This is a genomic window from Aneurinibacillus sp. UBA3580, assembly GCF_002375825.1.
Taxonomy (GTDB): Bacteria; Bacillota; Bacilli; order Aneurinibacillales; family Aneurinibacillaceae; genus Aneurinibacillus; species Aneurinibacillus danicus.
Genome location: NZ_DFMZ01000049.1, coordinates 26,552 through 42,453, shown reverse-complemented (window position 1 = coordinate 42,453; position 15,902 = coordinate 26,552). Strand labels below are relative to the sequence as shown.

Annotated in this window: 14 protein-coding genes, 1 pseudogene and 1 riboswitch; of the genes and pseudogenes, 12 read left to right on the top strand and 3 right to left on the bottom strand. The window is 45.3% G+C overall.

Annotated features, from left to right (window positions below; genetic code table 11):
* Positions 1–982 (top strand): amino acid permease (locus B2899_RS08020; RefSeq protein WP_286884950.1); only part of this gene is annotated, 982 nt, incomplete at its 5' end.
* Between the two features lie 99 nt (positions 983–1,081).
* Here the strand turns inward: B2899_RS08020 and B2899_RS08015 are convergent.
* Together B2899_RS08015 and B2899_RS08010 are read right to left on the bottom strand one after the other, a co-directional pair.
* Positions 1,082–2,449 (bottom strand): alanine/glycine:cation symporter family protein, encoded by a 1,368-nt coding sequence (locus B2899_RS08015; protein ID WP_286884948.1) that lies wholly within the window; start codon positions 2,447–2,449, stop codon positions 1,082–1,084.
* A 108-nt stretch (positions 2,450–2,557) separates the two neighbouring features.
* A riboswitch (glycine riboswitch) is annotated at positions 2,558–2,679 on the bottom strand.
* A 280-nt stretch (positions 2,680–2,959) separates the two neighbouring features.
* Entirely contained in the window at positions 2,960–3,988 is a 1,029-nt protein-coding gene (locus B2899_RS08010) for an LLM class flavin-dependent oxidoreductase (RefSeq protein ID WP_286884946.1), read from the bottom strand.
* A gap of 247 nt (positions 3,989–4,235) precedes the next feature.
* Here B2899_RS08010 and B2899_RS08005 point away from each other — a divergent pair, with 247 nt between their 5' ends.
* From B2899_RS08005 to B2899_RS07985, 5 genes are all read left to right on the top strand, one after another.
* Positions 4,236–4,826 (top strand): molybdopterin-dependent oxidoreductase, encoded by a 591-nt coding sequence (locus B2899_RS08005; protein ID WP_146811803.1) that lies wholly within the window; start codon positions 4,236–4,238, stop codon positions 4,824–4,826.
* Positions 4,827–4,857: 31 nt separating this feature from the next.
* The gene (thiW, locus tag B2899_RS08000; RefSeq protein WP_286884943.1) at positions 4,858–5,397 is read left to right on the top strand and encodes an energy coupling factor transporter S component ThiW; all 540 of its coding nucleotides are present in this window, start codon (positions 4,858–4,860) and stop codon (positions 5,395–5,397) included.
* A gap of 187 nt (positions 5,398–5,584) precedes the next feature.
* On the top strand, positions 5,585–6,388 hold the full coding sequence (locus tag B2899_RS07995) for an ABC transporter permease (RefSeq protein ID WP_286884941.1): 804 nt from the start codon (positions 5,585–5,587) through the stop codon (positions 6,386–6,388).
* Between the two features lie 6 nt (positions 6,389–6,394).
* A complete protein-coding gene (locus tag B2899_RS07990) occupies positions 6,395–7,207 on the top strand; it encodes an ABC transporter permease (RefSeq protein WP_146811800.1) in 813 nt (270 codons plus the stop codon).
* Between the two features lie 15 nt (positions 7,208–7,222).
* Positions 7,223–8,200 (top strand): ABC transporter ATP-binding protein, encoded by a 978-nt coding sequence (locus B2899_RS07985; RefSeq protein ID WP_146811799.1) that lies wholly within the window; start codon positions 7,223–7,225, stop codon positions 8,198–8,200.
* 97 nt (positions 8,201–8,297) lie between these two features.
* Here B2899_RS07985 and B2899_RS07980 read toward each other — a convergent pair.
* Positions 8,298–8,540: pseudogene (locus B2899_RS07980) on the bottom strand (DoxX family protein); the annotation flags it as partial.
* Between the two features lie 282 nt (positions 8,541–8,822).
* Here B2899_RS07980 and B2899_RS07975 point away from each other — a divergent pair.
* From B2899_RS07975 to B2899_RS07950, 6 genes are all read left to right on the top strand, one after another.
* A complete protein-coding gene (locus B2899_RS07975; protein ID WP_286884937.1) occupies positions 8,823–10,712 on the top strand; it encodes an ATP-binding cassette domain-containing protein in 1,890 nt (629 codons plus the stop codon).
* A 240-nt stretch (positions 10,713–10,952) separates the two neighbouring features.
* Positions 10,953–11,987 carry an aromatic ring-hydroxylating oxygenase subunit alpha gene (locus tag B2899_RS07970; protein ID WP_286884935.1) on the top strand — a complete coding sequence of 345 codons (1,035 nt, stop codon included), beginning with the start codon at positions 10,953–10,955 and terminating at the stop codon, positions 11,985–11,987.
* 363 nt (positions 11,988–12,350) lie between these two features.
* Positions 12,351–12,542 (top strand): DUF3311 domain-containing protein, encoded by a 192-nt coding sequence (locus B2899_RS07965; RefSeq protein WP_146812311.1) that lies wholly within the window; start codon positions 12,351–12,353, stop codon positions 12,540–12,542.
* Positions 12,542–14,026 (top strand): sodium:solute symporter family protein, encoded by a 1,485-nt coding sequence (locus B2899_RS07960; protein ID WP_286884932.1) that lies wholly within the window; start codon positions 12,542–12,544, stop codon positions 14,024–14,026. Before B2899_RS07965 ends, B2899_RS07960 begins: the two co-directional genes overlap by 1 nt.
* A 73-nt stretch (positions 14,027–14,099) precedes the next feature.
* Positions 14,100–15,056, top strand: coding sequence for a 2-hydroxyacid dehydrogenase (locus tag B2899_RS07955; RefSeq protein ID WP_146812309.1), 957 nt, complete (start codon positions 14,100–14,102; stop codon positions 15,054–15,056).
* A gap of 25 nt (positions 15,057–15,081) precedes the next feature.
* Complete coding sequence (locus B2899_RS07950) at positions 15,082–15,849, top strand: class II aldolase/adducin family protein (protein WP_146812308.1); 768 nt, start codon at positions 15,082–15,084, stop codon at positions 15,847–15,849.
* Positions 15,850–15,902: the final 53 nt, after the last annotated feature.

The window sequence follows — 15,902 nt, the reverse complement described above, 5'->3', positions numbered from 1 at the left end:
GCCTGCCGCTCTGTTTTTACAATATTGGTTTCACGGTGTGCCCCTTTGGGTGCTATCCTTGCTTGTATCTATTGGGATTACAATCATTAACTTATTTCATGTGAATATATATGGAGAAACAGAATTTTGGCTGGCCGGTTTAAAAATTGCCGTCTTGGTTTTATTTATTTTGCTTGGTGGAACCCTGCTGTTTACCGGGTATGAAAATCATCCTCCTGTTGGATTTCATCATTTGACCGCTAACGGGGGATTCTTTCCAAATGGAATAGGCGGGCTGGCATCCGCTATGTTAGTTGTCATGTTTTCTTTTGGCGGAAGCGAAACGATTGGGATGACGCTCGGCGAAGCCGAGAATCCCGAGAAGGTACTGCCGCGTGTAGCACGTAGTGTAACGATGCGCATTTTAGTTTTTTACGTACTTCCGATTCTGATTATTGTGAGCCTTGTTCCCTGGAATGGTCTTTCTCATACAGAAAGCCCCTTCGTAACCGTGTTCGAGGCGGTTGGGATCCCTTACGTGGCAGATATTATGAATTTTGTTATGCTGACGGCTGTCTTGTCTGCAACGAATACCGGCATGTACGCCGCTTCACGGATGCTTTATAACCAGGCACTGTGCGGTCAGGCCCCAAAGTTTCTAGCGGCTTTATCTGAACGGCATGTTCCTATACGTGCTCTATTGGTCAGTATTGCTTTTCTATATTTTGGTGTTATTATCGCTTTTTTTACAGATGGAAAAACCTTCGATCATTTCATGGTAATTCCTGGTTATTCAGTGTTGATCGTGTGGATTTTATTAGCGGCGGCACATGTGCGAAGCCGGATACGCACCGGACAAAGGCTTCCGGTCGGGAGTTTGTTTGCCCTTGCTGCGCTGACCCTCATTTTTATCGGCGTCGTCCTTACATCCCCGCTTTATGGTACGCTCATAAGTATAGCAGTTATGCTGTTGATCGCACTTTCATATAAATTTCTGCGTTGAACGCAGCTAGGGAGCCGGAGCAATCGCTCTTTTTTATGGTATAGGAAAGTATATGTCACTTTACAGTGATAAAGTGACATATACTTTCCCTTCATTAGGTTAGCCTGCGATTTTCTTAGGGGATGTTTCTGGTTTTTCTGCTTGCAGGAAACGTTTTGTTTCCGCTACGACCACGCCGCTCAATCCGACCAGACCGATTAAATTTGGAATCGCCATCAGTCCGTTCGCGATGTCAGAAAAGGTCCATACCATCCCGAGTTTTAAGTTCGCACCGACTGCGACCATACCGACAAAAATATAGCGGTAATATCGAACGGCACCTCGGCCCAACAGGTATTCTACGCATTTTTCTCCGTAGTATGCCCAGCCAAGAATTGTCGAATAGGCAAACAAAACAATCGCAATGCCAAGAATCATACTTCCGGCGCTGCCGAATACGGATTGAAAGGCTAACGTTGTCGCTTCCACACCGGTTTTTCCAGATTTCCAGGCGCCGGTTGTAATCAGTACTAGACTGGTAATCGTACATATGACAAACGTATCCAGGAACGTTCCTGTCATAGATACGAGTGCTTGTTTAGCCGGTGCGTTAGTTTTGGCTGCCGCTGCTGCAATCGGCGCGCTTCCCAAACCGGCTTCGTTTGCGAACACACCGCGCGCTACACCGATTTGGATCGCTGTCGCAACCGTGGAGCCGACAAAACCGCCAACAGCTGCCGAGCCGTTGAATGCGCCCGAGAAAATCAGCGAAAACGCTGCAGGCACTTCATCGATATGATAAAAGATAATGAACAAACCGGCGATAATATAGAAAAAAGCTTTCACGGGAACAAAATAGCCGGTGACTTTCCCTATTTTTTTAACCCCGCCTAAAATAACGAGAGCGATAAAAATAGCCATAATCACACCGGTCACAGTTGGAGACATAGAAAAGTTAATTTTCATCGCTTCGGCAACCGAGTTGGACTGTACCATATTTCCGATGCCGAATGAAGCGGTTGTACCAAAAATGGCAAACAGCACCGCCAGCCATTTTTTCCCCAGACCGCGTTCCAGATAATACATCGGACCGCCCGAATATTCCCCGTTCTCGCCCTTGATTCGATATTTTACAGCGAGAATGGCCTCTGAGTATTTTGTTGCCATGCCGAACAGGGCGGTAATCCACATCCAGAATACCGCACCGGGCCCCCCAATGGACACTGCCGTTGCGACACCGGCGATGTTTCCCATTCCGATGGTCGCCGCCATGGCGGTCATTAGTGCCTGAAAGTGGCTAATATCCCCGGCAGAGGATGTATCCTGTGATTTTCCGAACGCCACCTTATGGGCATACCACAGCTTGAAGAACTGCAGGCCCCGCAGGCGTACTGTGAGAAGGATGCCTGTTCCCACAAGCAGGATGAGGGTAGGCAGTCCCCATACATAATGATTGATTGTTTCTAACGCTTGACTTACCGTCTCCATCTCCAAATCTCCTTTGCCGAAAAAATAAAAAACCATTTCATTTAAATGAAATGGTCTCTGAAGATACAAGGATAGAAAAATAAACCGATTCGGAATCGGCATTTCCTGTCGCTTGTCCCTGTCCTTTTACCTGAGAGATTATCCGCCAAACAGGCAGATTTGCTCCTTCGGTGCTCTGTTTCCTTCATGTCGTTTGGGTGACAGAAGGGAGTCTCTCCAGAGATTCGTCCCCATACAGTTCTGCTTGTATTCAAGACCTGAGAGTTTCAAAGCTGTCCGACCAGCTTTTTGCCCCATCGGTAGATCGTTTGATCTTCTCCTGTATGGTTCATCCGATGTTATGTAATTAATAAAGGATATTATAGACACTTACAAAGAAAAAAATCAAGATGAAGGATAAAAGACGCTCTTTTTTAAGTATTTATAATAGATAATTTAAAGCAAAACAACGACGCTGTTCTTGGTGAAGGAACAGCGTCGTTGTTTTGCTTAGGTTCTAATAACAGTGAATTATGCGTTATTTTCCTTTTTGATAATCTCAGCTACGATTTCAAAAGAACGTAGACGGGATTGGTGGTCGAAAATTTGGGCAGTGATCATTAACTCATCCGCCCGGGTTTCATCTAAGAACGACTGCAGCTTCTCTTTAACCGTCTCGGGCCTTCCGATGATGGAGGAGCCAAGCTGCTTATGAAGCACAGCCTTTTCGAACTCGTTGCAGAGTTCGTCTATGTTTTCTACTGGCGGCTGCAGTTTTCCAGGATTGTTTCGGATCAAGTTCAGGAATTGCTGCTGCAAAGAGGTTGCCAGCCAGCGGGCTTTTTCGTCACTATCCGCTGCAATGACGTTAACCCCGACCATTGCATATGGCTCATCAAGCACCTCTGAAGGGCGGAAGCTTTGGCGGTATAATTCCAGGGCCGGCAGCGTATTTTCCGGCGAGAAATGGCTGGCAAAGGCAAATGGCAGTCCGAGCTGTCCGGCCAGTTGGGCGCTAAAGCCGCTTGAGCCCAATAGCCAGATTGGAATATTCAGCCCCTCCCCGGGAATCGCACGGATGCGTCTCACTCCTGAAGTTAAAGACGGGTCAAAGTAGCTCCGCAGCTCAGCCAGTTGCTCGGGGAAATCCTGTCCATCGCTTCTGCTGTCCCGTCGCAAGGCATGTGCAGTGAGCTGATCGGTTCCTGGCGCACGGCCAAGACCAAGATCGATGCGTCCGGGAAACAGAGATTCAAGCGTCCCGAATTGTTCGGCAATCACAAGGGGAGAATGATTCGGGAGCATGATTCCGCCGGAGCCTACCCGGATTTTTGAAGTTCCCGCTGCCACATAGCCAATCACAACCGAAGTCGCTGAACTGGCGATGCCCGGCATATTATGGTGTTCGGCCAGCCAGTATCGCGTATATCCCCACTTCTCCGCATGGCGTGCCAGATCAAGCGTATTTCGGAAAGCATCAGCCGGAGTGCCGCCTTCGACAATCGGAGAAAGATCAAGCACGGAAAATGGAATATCAGATAGTCGTTTTGTGTTAGACATACTTTCATCTTCTTTCTTTATAATGATTCTGCGTTTAGCAGGTAAGCTCTCAAGTAGTTTAACTCTTTATGTATTACCACAAAAGCATAACTATATTCTATCAAAAAATATGTAGCATCTCAAAGTATAGTTATATATTAAAGTAAAGAGATGTATCTTGCATGGCAATCTGTATACCTGTATTATGTTTAAAAACAACTCGTTTGAATAAAGGACAACAGTCTGGATAGAGAAAGGATGAAGCAAAGTGGAAAAACAACTGCCTCCAGGTCAATTTGAAACCGAAAAATGGCCTATTCTTCACGAGGGAGATGTGTATGAATTTGATGAAGCGACATGGGATTTTAGACTTTTTGGTGAAGTGAAAAATGAAACCTCCTTGTCATTTGCTGAAGTGATGAAGCTGCCGAAGACGATATCGACGATCGATATGCATTGCGTTACGAGATGGTCGAAATTTGCTACCACGTTTGAAGGAATTGCGATGCGTGAGCTGGTAAATCTAGTGGAACTTAATGAAGGTGTAAAGTATGTCAAAATATACGGATACTATAACGGCGATCGGTTTGGCTATTCAGCTAATTTGCCGCTTGAAGCCCTGTTAGGGAACGACGCTTTGTTTGTTTATCGCTGGAAAGATCAGCATCATGAGTGGCAGGATATTAGTCCGAAGCATGGATATCCATTACGGTTTATCCCGCCGGCCTCCTTTTATTTGTGGAAAGGTGCCAAATGGGCTTCAGGGATTCGATTTATGAAAGAAGACGAAGCAGGCTTTTGGGAGGAGTTTGGCTATTCCATGACCGCCAACCCGTTTAAAGAGGAACGCTATCGTTGATTAAAGATAAAAATGTTAGGCAGGGGAATGTATGCAAACGAAAGCAACATTACGTTTTACAATAATGGCGCTCCTGGTCGCCATCGGCATTGTCGGCTCGAGCTTTCTCTGGTTTCCGGCCGGCGTTGCCAAAGCGTATCCCGTACAGCATGCGGTCAATATAATCGCCGCAGTAACGTTGGGCCCCGGACCGGCCGTCATCATTGCGTTCATGATTGCACTGATCCGCAATCTGCTTGGGATCGGAACCGTGCTGGCGTTTCCCGGAAGCATCATCGGCGCCTTGCTCGCTGGCCTTCTGTATAAATGGACAGGGAAAACGTATGGGGCGGCCATTGGAGAAGTGATCGGCACGGGTATCATCGGCGCGCTTATTTCGGTGCCTATTGCTTCGCTTCTTCTGGGGAAAAATGCGGGCGCCTTCGCCTTTATCCCTCCGTTTTTCATCAGCAGCCTGGCTGGCGCAATATTAAGCCTGCTGCTGCTTCCTGCGCTGAAGCAGGCGCTGCGTCAGGAGAACAGAGGAAAATCTTCCGCAGAACAGGACATGGAGAAAGCTTCCACGTTATAAGCAATCCCTTCGTCCGCAGAAAGGACAGGCGCACGCGTAAACGCTGCCTGTCCTTTTCTTCGCATACGTATAGTTTCCATTCTTTTATGGGACTGGAATTTCAATTGTTCCATGAAGTCAACTTGGATAAAATCAAAAATAAATATAGTATCAAAGTAATGATGAATAAATACTTGGGAGGGAGCAAATGAAACAGCTCCGAATGTATCTTGCGTTTTCCCGGAAGGCCTTTCAGCGTTCGGCAGCGTATCGATTCGATGCTTGGACCCGCTTGCTTTCCAATGTCATTTTTTTATGTATGTGGGGCTTTATCTGGTACGGGCTATACAGCGGGAAAGAGTCGGTTGCCGGTGTTTCGTTCGAATCGATGTTAAGCTATATCGTGATTAGCCAGATGCTACAGGGGATTCATGGAGCCGGTACACCGTTATGGGAAATTCAAGAGCGGGTGCGAACCGGCGATATCGCCATGGAAATCATGCGGCCTTATGATTATCCCACAAGAACCTTATTTTCTGACCTTGGCAACATTGCTTTTCATTTTCTGACGGCTGTTCTTCCTCTTTATGTGGTGTTGTTCTGGCTGTTCGATCTTTCTATTCCGTCGTCACTAACGCAATGGGGACTCTTCTTGATTTCTGCTGTGATAGGCTATCTGATTCGGTATAGTATTGAACTAACCTTTGGTTTATTTACTTTCTGGTTAATTGAGACAGGCGGGGTGGAAGACATTTTTTATTTTTCGATTTCCTTATTTTCGGGTTCTGTCATTCCGCTGTGGTTTTTTCCCGATTGGCTGGAAAGCGTCGCCCGGTATCTGCCGTTTCAGGGCATTTTTTTTGTACCAAATTCCATCTTCACCGGGCAACTGCAGGGGCAGACATTGGTGGAGGCTCTCCTTGTCCAATTCGTTTGGCTCATCATTTCCTTTCTCATTCTTCGCTTTGTATGGGCAAAGGCGACCTCAAAGATTGTTGTTCAAGGGGGCTAAGAAGGTATGCTTGCATTTTGGCTAAGAGGCTATCGTCTTTATTTTCGCATGGTTGGTGCCAGCATACGCGCTCAAATGCAGTACCGCTATGCTTTTTTCATGAATATTCTGGGCTGGGCGATGAGCTATGCGGGGACGGCGGTTACTATGTGGGTGATGCTATCCTCGTTTAAAGCTCTGGCAGGCTGGACGTTCTGGGAATTGATTTTCCTTTTTGCGTTAGCCGTTCTTTCCTGGGGTGTATGTGTCCTTTTTTTCTCGCATTTTCGCAGTATGGATCAGTATATAGTAAACGGAACATTCGATCGTTTTCTCATTCGTCCGCTGCATCCTTTTTTTCATTTTATGGCGATGAAGTTTGATGTTGGAGCGTTTGGTCAGCTTTTATTCAGCATTGCAGCGGTCGTGATTGCCTACATTCAGCTTGGACTCGATTGGTCATTGTGGAAATGGGGAGTATTTCTTGGCGCTGTTGCCGGAGGGGTTTTCATTCAGAGCGGGATTGTGGTGCTGATTTCTGCTATCGCCTTCTGGACAACACGGTCGGAGCGGTTTTATTGGGTTGTGATGTTTCCCGCAAAAAGCATGATGAACTATCCCTTAACGCTGTACCCACGCATCCTGCAATGGCTCTTTATCTTTATTATGCCTTTTGCCTTTGTGAATTACCTGCCGGCCCTTCTCTTGCTGGACAAGAAACATCCTGTTTATTCACCGTACTGGGGCTCTGTTAGTCTTCTGGTTGGCATCCTGTTTTTCTGGATTTGCTACCGCATTTGGATGCTCGGATTGAGCCGCTATAAAAGTACCGGATCGTAAAGGAGAGGAGAGACGATGAACGCAATCGAAGTCAAGCATTTGTCCAAGCAGTACGTTATCGCGAAGCGGCAAGAGGGAATGTGGGGGGCGATCCGCAGTCTTTTCCACCGGGAATATATCACGAAGACAGCGGTGGAGGATGTGTCCTTTTCCATCGAAGCGGGGGAAATGGTCGGTTATATTGGCCCGAATGGGGCGGGAAAGTCGACGACGATCAAGATGCTGACCGGCATTTTAGTGCCGACTTCCGGAGAAGTGCGCGTAGGAGGGCTTGTTCCTTATAAAGAAAGGCAGAAGAATGCCCGGCAAATCGGTGTTGTTTTCGGACAGCGGTCACAGCTGTGGTGGGATTTGCCGACCATCGAATCATTTGAACTGCTCAAAGAGGTCTACCACATATCTGACCGACGGTATCGCAGAAATATGGACACCTTTACGGAAATTTTGAAATTAGACGAGTTTTTTCAAACCCCGGTCAGGCAGCTATCCTTAGGTCAACGGATGCGCGCTGATATTGCAGCTTCTCTTCTGCACGATCCGTCCATTTTATTCTTGGATGAGCCGACGATCGGGCTGGATGTGGTGGCGAAGGAACGAATGCGGACATTTATCCAGGAGATGAACAAGGAACGGGGCATTACGGTGATTTTGACCACGCATGACATGTCCGATATCGAGAAGCTGTGCAAGAGAATGATACTGATTGATAAGGGGCGTGTCATGTATGATGGAGGATTGGAAAAAATTAAGGAGCATTTCGGCACATCACGCATTTTAATCGTCGATGTAGAGAAGGATATAAGCCTGAACATCGAAGGGGTGGAGGTGATTCGGGAGGAAGGAATTCGGAAATGGCTGCGATTTAACCGTGAGGAATATACGGCTGCCCAGCTCATTCAACAGATTTCCGAAAAGACAGAGATTATAGATATATCTCTGCAGGAGCCGGAAATCGACTCGATTATCCGCCAGATGTATGAACAAGGGTTATAGGATTTTGCGCCTCGCTTTGCCTGCGCGAGAAAAATAAAACAAAGACGCTGTTCTTGTTGAAGGAACAGCGTCTTCGACTTTTGTGATATCTCATAATTTAAACTGTTTTGTTTTCTTTTCCTTTTCGGAGTAAGGAATCAAGGAAATACGATTGGCTTCCGCTAATTGCAAGGTAAATAGACATAGCCAACAGAGCCAAGTCCAGCTCATATCCAGCCATTTGTCCATTCCCCATAAATCCAGCAGATAATTTAGCTGTAAAGATAGCCCCGAGCATAATGATGGCAAACAAAACCGATACAACGCGGGTCCCAATGCCGATGATCATCGCGATACCGCCTTCTTACTTTGTGATTTGTTATTAACTTTTTGTAAGTAAATATACAATGATAATAAAAATGTGTCAATATATTTTTCCCAGATGACGTTGCAAAACGCATAGTCAGAGCTTATGGCAACAAGGCTGCTTTTTTGTTGTTGATGAAAAAGGAGGATTCCGGGCCTGATCGCAAGCAGGGTTGTATAAAATTAAAAAAGGATGTTAAAAAATGGATAGTAGGAAAGGAATCGGACGCAGAAAATAAGGATGGCTAGAACGTCAGTTGCTGAGGGAGGGGATTACATGGAAAATGTAACCGGAACGTCGCTTGTTCATCCGCGGAGTGTGCCGGGCTTGCGGGATAGCGCGGGGCCAGTTGTCCTGACCAACCCGCCTTATACGACGAATTCTCTTCTGGTAGAAGCCAACTGCTTAACTCGAACGATAAAGACACGACGCGGAGAGAAGAAACTGTTGGAGGATATTAATTTTGTTATCGAGCCGCATGAATTTGTGGCAATACTGGGCGGCAGTGGTGCGGGAAAAAGCACGCTGCTTCACGCATTATCCGGCATTCATCCGGCAACAGAGGGAGAGGTCCGGGTGAACGGGCGGAATCTTTATGAAGACTATGATGATTTTCGTTCCTGCATTGGCTATGTACCGCAGGATGATATTGTGCATAGCGGGTTAACGGTAGAAGAAATATTTATGTATTCCTCCCGCCTGCGCTTTCCGGCGGGTACACCGGAAAACACAATAACAGGCAGAGTAAATGAAGTGCTTGAAGAGGTAAGATTAACGGCCCAGCGTTCGCTGCCTGTCAAGGATTTAAGCGGCGGACAACGAAAGCGGGTCAATATCGGCGTTGAATTGGTAACCAGGCCCGGTCTTTTGTTTCTTGATGAAGCCACCTCGGGACTTGACCCGGATTTGGAGAAAACGATGATGGAGCTTCTCGGGGAATTGAAACAGAAGGGCAGCACGATCATCATGGTTACCCATACCACAGCGAATCTTTGGATGTGTGACAAGCTTGTCTTTTTGACCCGGGAAGGACAGCTGGCTTTTTTCGGCTCTCCGTCTGAAGCGCTTAATTACTTCGGTGTAGAAGATGTTGTAGAGATCTATCGAAAGCTTGATACAGAAGAGAATCCGAAGAGCTGGGCTGAGAAGTACAAACAATCCGCTGTTTATCAGAAATATCAAAACCGGGTGAAAGATAGGCAGCGGCCAATCGAACGGGCAGACGGGAATAAGGAACAAGATATGGTGAAAAAAAGCGCCGCTTGTTCCTCATTTTTTGAACAATGGAAGATGCTGACCGGACGTTATATACGGCTGCTTAGCCGGGATAGAAAAAACCTTGTCATCCTGTGTCTTCAAGCCTTCATTATTCCATGTTTGCTTGTCCTTGCTTTTTATCACAGTGCCCCTACGTTCAGGTACAGCGAGTATCGGCCGCAGGATTTGGAGGTAACCCGGCAGATTGTAGCAGCTGGAAAAGTGGAAGAAGTGCAGCAAAACATTCAGGAAGAGAAAAACCGGAGAAGCTTTATGTCCAACTGCATCGCTTTGATGGTATTTACCTCGATATGGTTGGGAACGTCCAATGCAGCGCGGGAAATCGTGAAAGAAAAGGCGATTTACAGAAGGGAGCGGCTAGCCGGCATGCGGGTTGGCCCTTATCTGTTCTCGAAAATTGGCGTGCTGTCGGTTATTTCTTTGATACAAACCCTGCTTCTTGTCTCGATTGTTGCCTGTACGCTTGATCTGCCGGAGTTTTGGCCAAACGTTTTGGCTTTTTTTCTGCTTTCGCTGGCAGGGGGAATGATGGGCCTGGTTATATCGGCCATCGCTTCTAATTCTGATAAAGCGCTTAGCACCATTCCGATTGTACTCGTTCCCCAGATTATTCTGTCGGGAGCGCTTGTACCTATTGCCTATGTAAAGCCTGCATGCATAAAAGCTGTATTTTATCTGGCTGTTAGCAAATGGGGGTACGAGTTAATCGGAGGAGACATTGTTAATATCAACGGGAGAAGCGCCCTGCAGCAGCCGCTCCCCGCGCTGAACGGCAATTTTTCCGCCCACTGGGGCATTCTTGTCCTGTTTATTTTCCTTCTATATGGGATGGCCATCGTATTGCTTCACAGAGATAGGGCCGTTTCAATGCCCGAAGGACGTAAGTGAAGATAGTTCCATTTCTATCGATTCCTTTATTACTAACAACTGAGTTAAAATTGACAAAATTGAGTAAATTATAACTCGATTTTTCTATCACGAAAAGCCGGAATTTCTGTTATTCCTTGTGTTAATAGGGTTTTGGAATTGGTATTGAATTTGCTAATAAAGAATGGCGAGAGAACCATCATCCGTGCGGGTGATGATAAAAACGTAAGTATAATCGATGAAGAGGAGGATTTCTTAGTTATGATTACAAAGGAAAGCATCCAATCCTTTACCCCTACGCTGCCCTATGAATGGTATGTAAATCCGGATATTTTTAACAAAGAAAGGAAACAAATTTTTTCTAAGAATTGGATATTGGTAGGGCATACAAGTCAGGTTAAAAACGAAGGGGACTTCTTTACCTTTGATGTAGCCGGGGAGCCTATTATCGTCACTCATGGAACGGATGGGGAACTGCGCGCCTTTTATAACATTTGCCCGCATCGCGGTACAAAGGTGGAACGCAGTGAGCAGGGAAACAAAAAAGTTTTGCAGTGTGTTTATCATGGATGGACCTTTAAGTTAGATGGACACTTGCACAGAGCCCCTAACTTTACCACAAATGAACTTGGGAAGCACAGCTGCATGAGGTCCATTCGCTTAGAAGTATACCGCTCTATGATTTTTGTGAATTTGGATCCGGATGCCCTTTCCTTCGCGGATGCGTATCAAGAATTTGCAAGCGAGCTGGAGAGATATCCGTTCATGGATTCACTGCTCTTGGTTAAAGAGAATCGCCGGCTTATTGAAGCGAATTGGAAAGCGGTAGTTGATAATTTCCTGGAATGCGATCACTGTTCGATTGCGCATCCGGCATTTGCGAAAACGTTTGACATGTCCAATTACAACCTTGTTCCCTGTGATAAATTCTCCTACCAATACTCAACGGTCAAAGGTAAAGATGACAGTGCAAGTGTACGTTTTTATTGGATCTGGCCAAACATGATGCTAAGTGTATATCCAGGAACCGGAAATATGACCACAACGCAACTTATTCCCATCAGCGCAGAACAGACAATGGCGGTATACCGTTATTACTTTACCGATGTTAACATAACGAAAGAAGAAGAGGACATGATTGCATTTGTCGATCAAGTACGGGAAGAAGATTTCGAGCTGGTAGAGTTACTGCAAATGGGTTTTCGTTCTCAGGCATTCGAGAACGGGATTTACTCTCCTACCGAACATACACTGCATCATTTCCATCAACTGGTTAAAAAGGCAATACAAGAGTAGGCTCTATTGGCTGCCTCTTTATTTTCCTTTGAAAGAAAGCGTTTTAATGAATAAGGAGCTACTGTCAGCAGAAGAGCAGAAAGACATAGCTCCTTGTAAACCAGTGTAAGGTAATAAATAAAGCAATCGAGTTAAAATTGGCTGAATTGAATAAATATTGACTCAATATAGAAACAGAAATTCTGTTATTCCCTGTGTTAATAGGATTTTTTGACCTGGCCTTGGTTTTGCTTAATAAATGAATAGAGAAAGATACGGGGCTCGGAGAGAAAAACATAGCGGAAGTGGGGTTGATAACAGAAGAGTGAAAGCGCTTCAAATTTTGCTGGGATCTCAATAACCGAGGAAAAGAGGGGATAATAAATGAAAAAAATGGTTTATGTATTAAGCGTCATACCGGCTCTTGGATCGCTTGTTATTTTCAATCGGGTTGAACCTTACATTTTGGGGCTGCCATTTGTTCTCTTTTGGTCTATATTGTGGCTTTTTCTTACTTCGATATTTTTATTAATTTTGAATGCGCTTGATCCTGCCAATAAAGGGGGAGAAGAATAATGAATGTAGCCCTTCTTATTATTGCTTTTTTTCTGATTCTATCTATTTGGTTAGGTCTTCGAGCACGCAAAGGTAAAGAAATGAGTATGGAACAGTGGTCCGTAGGCGGACGGGGCTTTGGAGGTCTTTTGGTCTTCTTTCTCCTGGCGGGCGAAATGTTTACGACTTATACTTTCATGGGTGCGAGCGGTAGCACGTACTCAGCGGGGATGCCCACTGCCATATACGCTTTCAACGCTTTCTATTTCGTCCTTGCCTATTGGCTGTTACCACCGATTTGGAAGTACGCCAAAGAAAATAATGTTATCTCCCAATCTGATTTTTACGAAAAAAAATACAAAAGTCCGGCTTTCGGCGTTCTTGTTGCAGTAATCAGCGTTATTTCTATTATTCCGTATCTTATTATGCAATTAAAAGGGCTGGGTATCATCGTATCAGAAGCTTCCTATGGAATGATATCTCCGAATGTTGCGATATGCATTGCGGTACTTTCGATAACGATTTACGTTACGGCCTCAGGCGTTCATAGTTCAGCCTGGACCGCTGTTATCAAAGATATTATTATTCTATCGGTTATGATTTTTATGGGAGTTTATTTTCCGCTGCACTATTATGGCGGTTTTGAACCGATGTTTCAGGCAATTGATGCAGCGAAGCCAGGATTTTTATTATTCCCTGAACAGGGATTAAGCATCTCCTGGTTTATTTCCGCCACGATTATGACAGCGCTTGCTTTTTATATGTTCCCTCATATGTTAACGGGGGTTTTTACGTCAAAAAGCGCAAAAGCACTTCGCTGGAATGCTGCGATTATGCCAATTTACCAGGTTATCATTGTTTTCTCTCTTCTGGTTGGTTTTTCTGCCGTGCTTCAAATTCCAAATTTGAAGGATACGGATTTAGCTTTATTTACGCTGGCTAAGATGTCATTTGACCCCTGGTTCGTCGGAGTGATTGGAGCAGCGGGAGCACTGGCCGCCCTTGTGCCTAGCTCATTGGTGTTGACGTCAACGGCCACCATTCTATCAAAAAACGTGTATAAGGTATGGAAGCCAACCACGACCGATCAACAACTTGCAAGAATAAGCCGGATGCTGGTTCCCGTTATTTCTTTGGTGACTCTTTACTTTACGTTTAACGGCGGTAAATCAATCTTGAACTTGTATCTCATGTCGTATGGCTTCATGGCCCAGATGTTCCCGGCGCTATTCTTTAGCCTCTGGAAAAAGAATCCAGCTACTGTGCAGGGGGCCGCTACCGGGCTGATTGTTTCTATAATAATCATTGCCTATCTCACCATTTCAGGCGCTACAATCGGATCGCTATTCCCATCATTACCACAGGTTATAAAAGATTTGGATGTAGGCTTATTCGTAGTGATTATCAACTTTGTGATAACGCTCGGGGTAAGTGCAGTGACCAGAAAACCAGTGGTTACGGCAGTGAAAAATAGCGATATAAGTACAGACAGACCTTCAGCCTGATATTTCAGAAAACAGAGTGATAAGGTAGGTAAGTGTATCTATAAATTAAAACTCATTTCGGGAGACTGAAAAGGTGCGAATTGTATATCCAGACGCCGACCCGCAAATAAAAGAATTATTAACCAAGGAGTTGCTTTTTAAGCTTAATGGAATTGCTGATTTTGAAATATTTGAAGGGAGGCCTTCCACTCAAGAAGAGTTTCTCCGCAGGGTGCAGGATGCGGATGGAATGCTTTTGGGATGGGGGTTTCCAGCGGACATAATGGAGCGCTGTTCAAGCTTAAAAATTATCTCATTCCTGGGCGCGGGCGTTCATAATTTTATTGATGTAGAGCTTGCTTCCCGCAGAGGGATCACTGTGACGAACACCCCGGATTATGGGAGCAATGCCGTAGCCGAGCATGCAATGGGTTTGCTCTTTGCCCTTGCTAAGAATATCACGCAAAACGATAGAAGAATGAAGCAAGGGAGCTGGGATCCGACAATAAGCAGTTTGGAGCTTAAGGGAAAGATCATCGGATTAATCGGAGTAGGCAGTATTGGCAAAAGGATGGCAGATCTTTGTAAAGCAATAGGTATGCATGTAATCGCCTGGACACAAAATCCTGATGCGCAGCGCAGTAAACAATTGGGGATTCCGTTCGTTGGTTTAGAAGAGCTTCTGGCTAAGTCGGATTGTATCTCCATGCATCTGCCGTATACGAAGCAAACAGAGAAGTTCATCAGTGAAAGAGAATTTTCCATGATGAAACCGGGGTGTATTTTCATTAATACTGCAAGGGCAGAGTTGGTGGATACCTTTGCCCTGGTAAAGTATCTATCTGTTGGCAAATTAGCTGGGGCCGGCATTGACGTATTTGATGAAGAACCTGTGTCCTCTTGTAATCCCTTGCTCAAACTGGACAATGTCATTTTATCTCCGCATGTTGGTTTTAATACGCCCGAAGCCATTACCAACATTCTGGATATTTCTATTAACAATCTGATAGATTTTTTTGCCGGAACACCTAAAAACGTGGTTACATTATAAAATTTTCGTATGAGGTGAGTAGAGTATGAAAACAAAACTTCCTGTTCTGACTCCTCCTGTTTTTACATCGGTAGAAGAAGAACGTCGACATCGGAAAGCTCGTTTGGCCGGAGCCTTTCGCCTTTTTTCAAAGTGTGGATTCGATGAAGGACTGGCAGGGCATATTACGGTACGGGACCCGGAGTATGCAGATCACTTCTGGGTAAATCCTTATGGAGTTCACTTCAGTCAAATTAAGATGTCGGATTTGATTCTTGTTAATGAGCAAGGAGAAGTGGTAGAAGGAGATGGCTTGTTGAACGGAGCTGCATTTGCTATTCATTCTCGAATCCATTTAGCCCGGCCGGATGTAGTAGCGGCTGCACACGCGCATTCTTTATACGGCAAAGCCTGGTCTTCACTCGGGAGGCTGCTTGATCCGATTACGCAGGATTCATGCAACTTTTATGAAGATCATGCCCTATATAACGATTATCGGGGGATTGTGTTAGATACAGAAGAAGGCGATAGAATCGCTGCCGCTCTGGGTAATAAAAAAGCCGTCATTTTACAAAATCACGGGTTGCTGACTGTAGGAAGAAGTGTAGATGAAGCGGCCTGGCTTTTCATTGCAATGGAACGTTCCTGTCAGGTACAATTACTGGCAGAAGCAGCAGGTAAGCCAAAGCTAATCGATAAGGAGATTGCTAGGTTGACTCATAAAGAAGAGGGTTCCGAAATTTCCGGTTGGTTTAGCTTTCAACCTTTATGGGCTCGTATTGTAAAAGAACAACCGGATTTTATGGATGAATAATCCTGGATATCTATTATTTTTCTGTGAAAACCGTGAGGAAAGAAGGAGAGAAA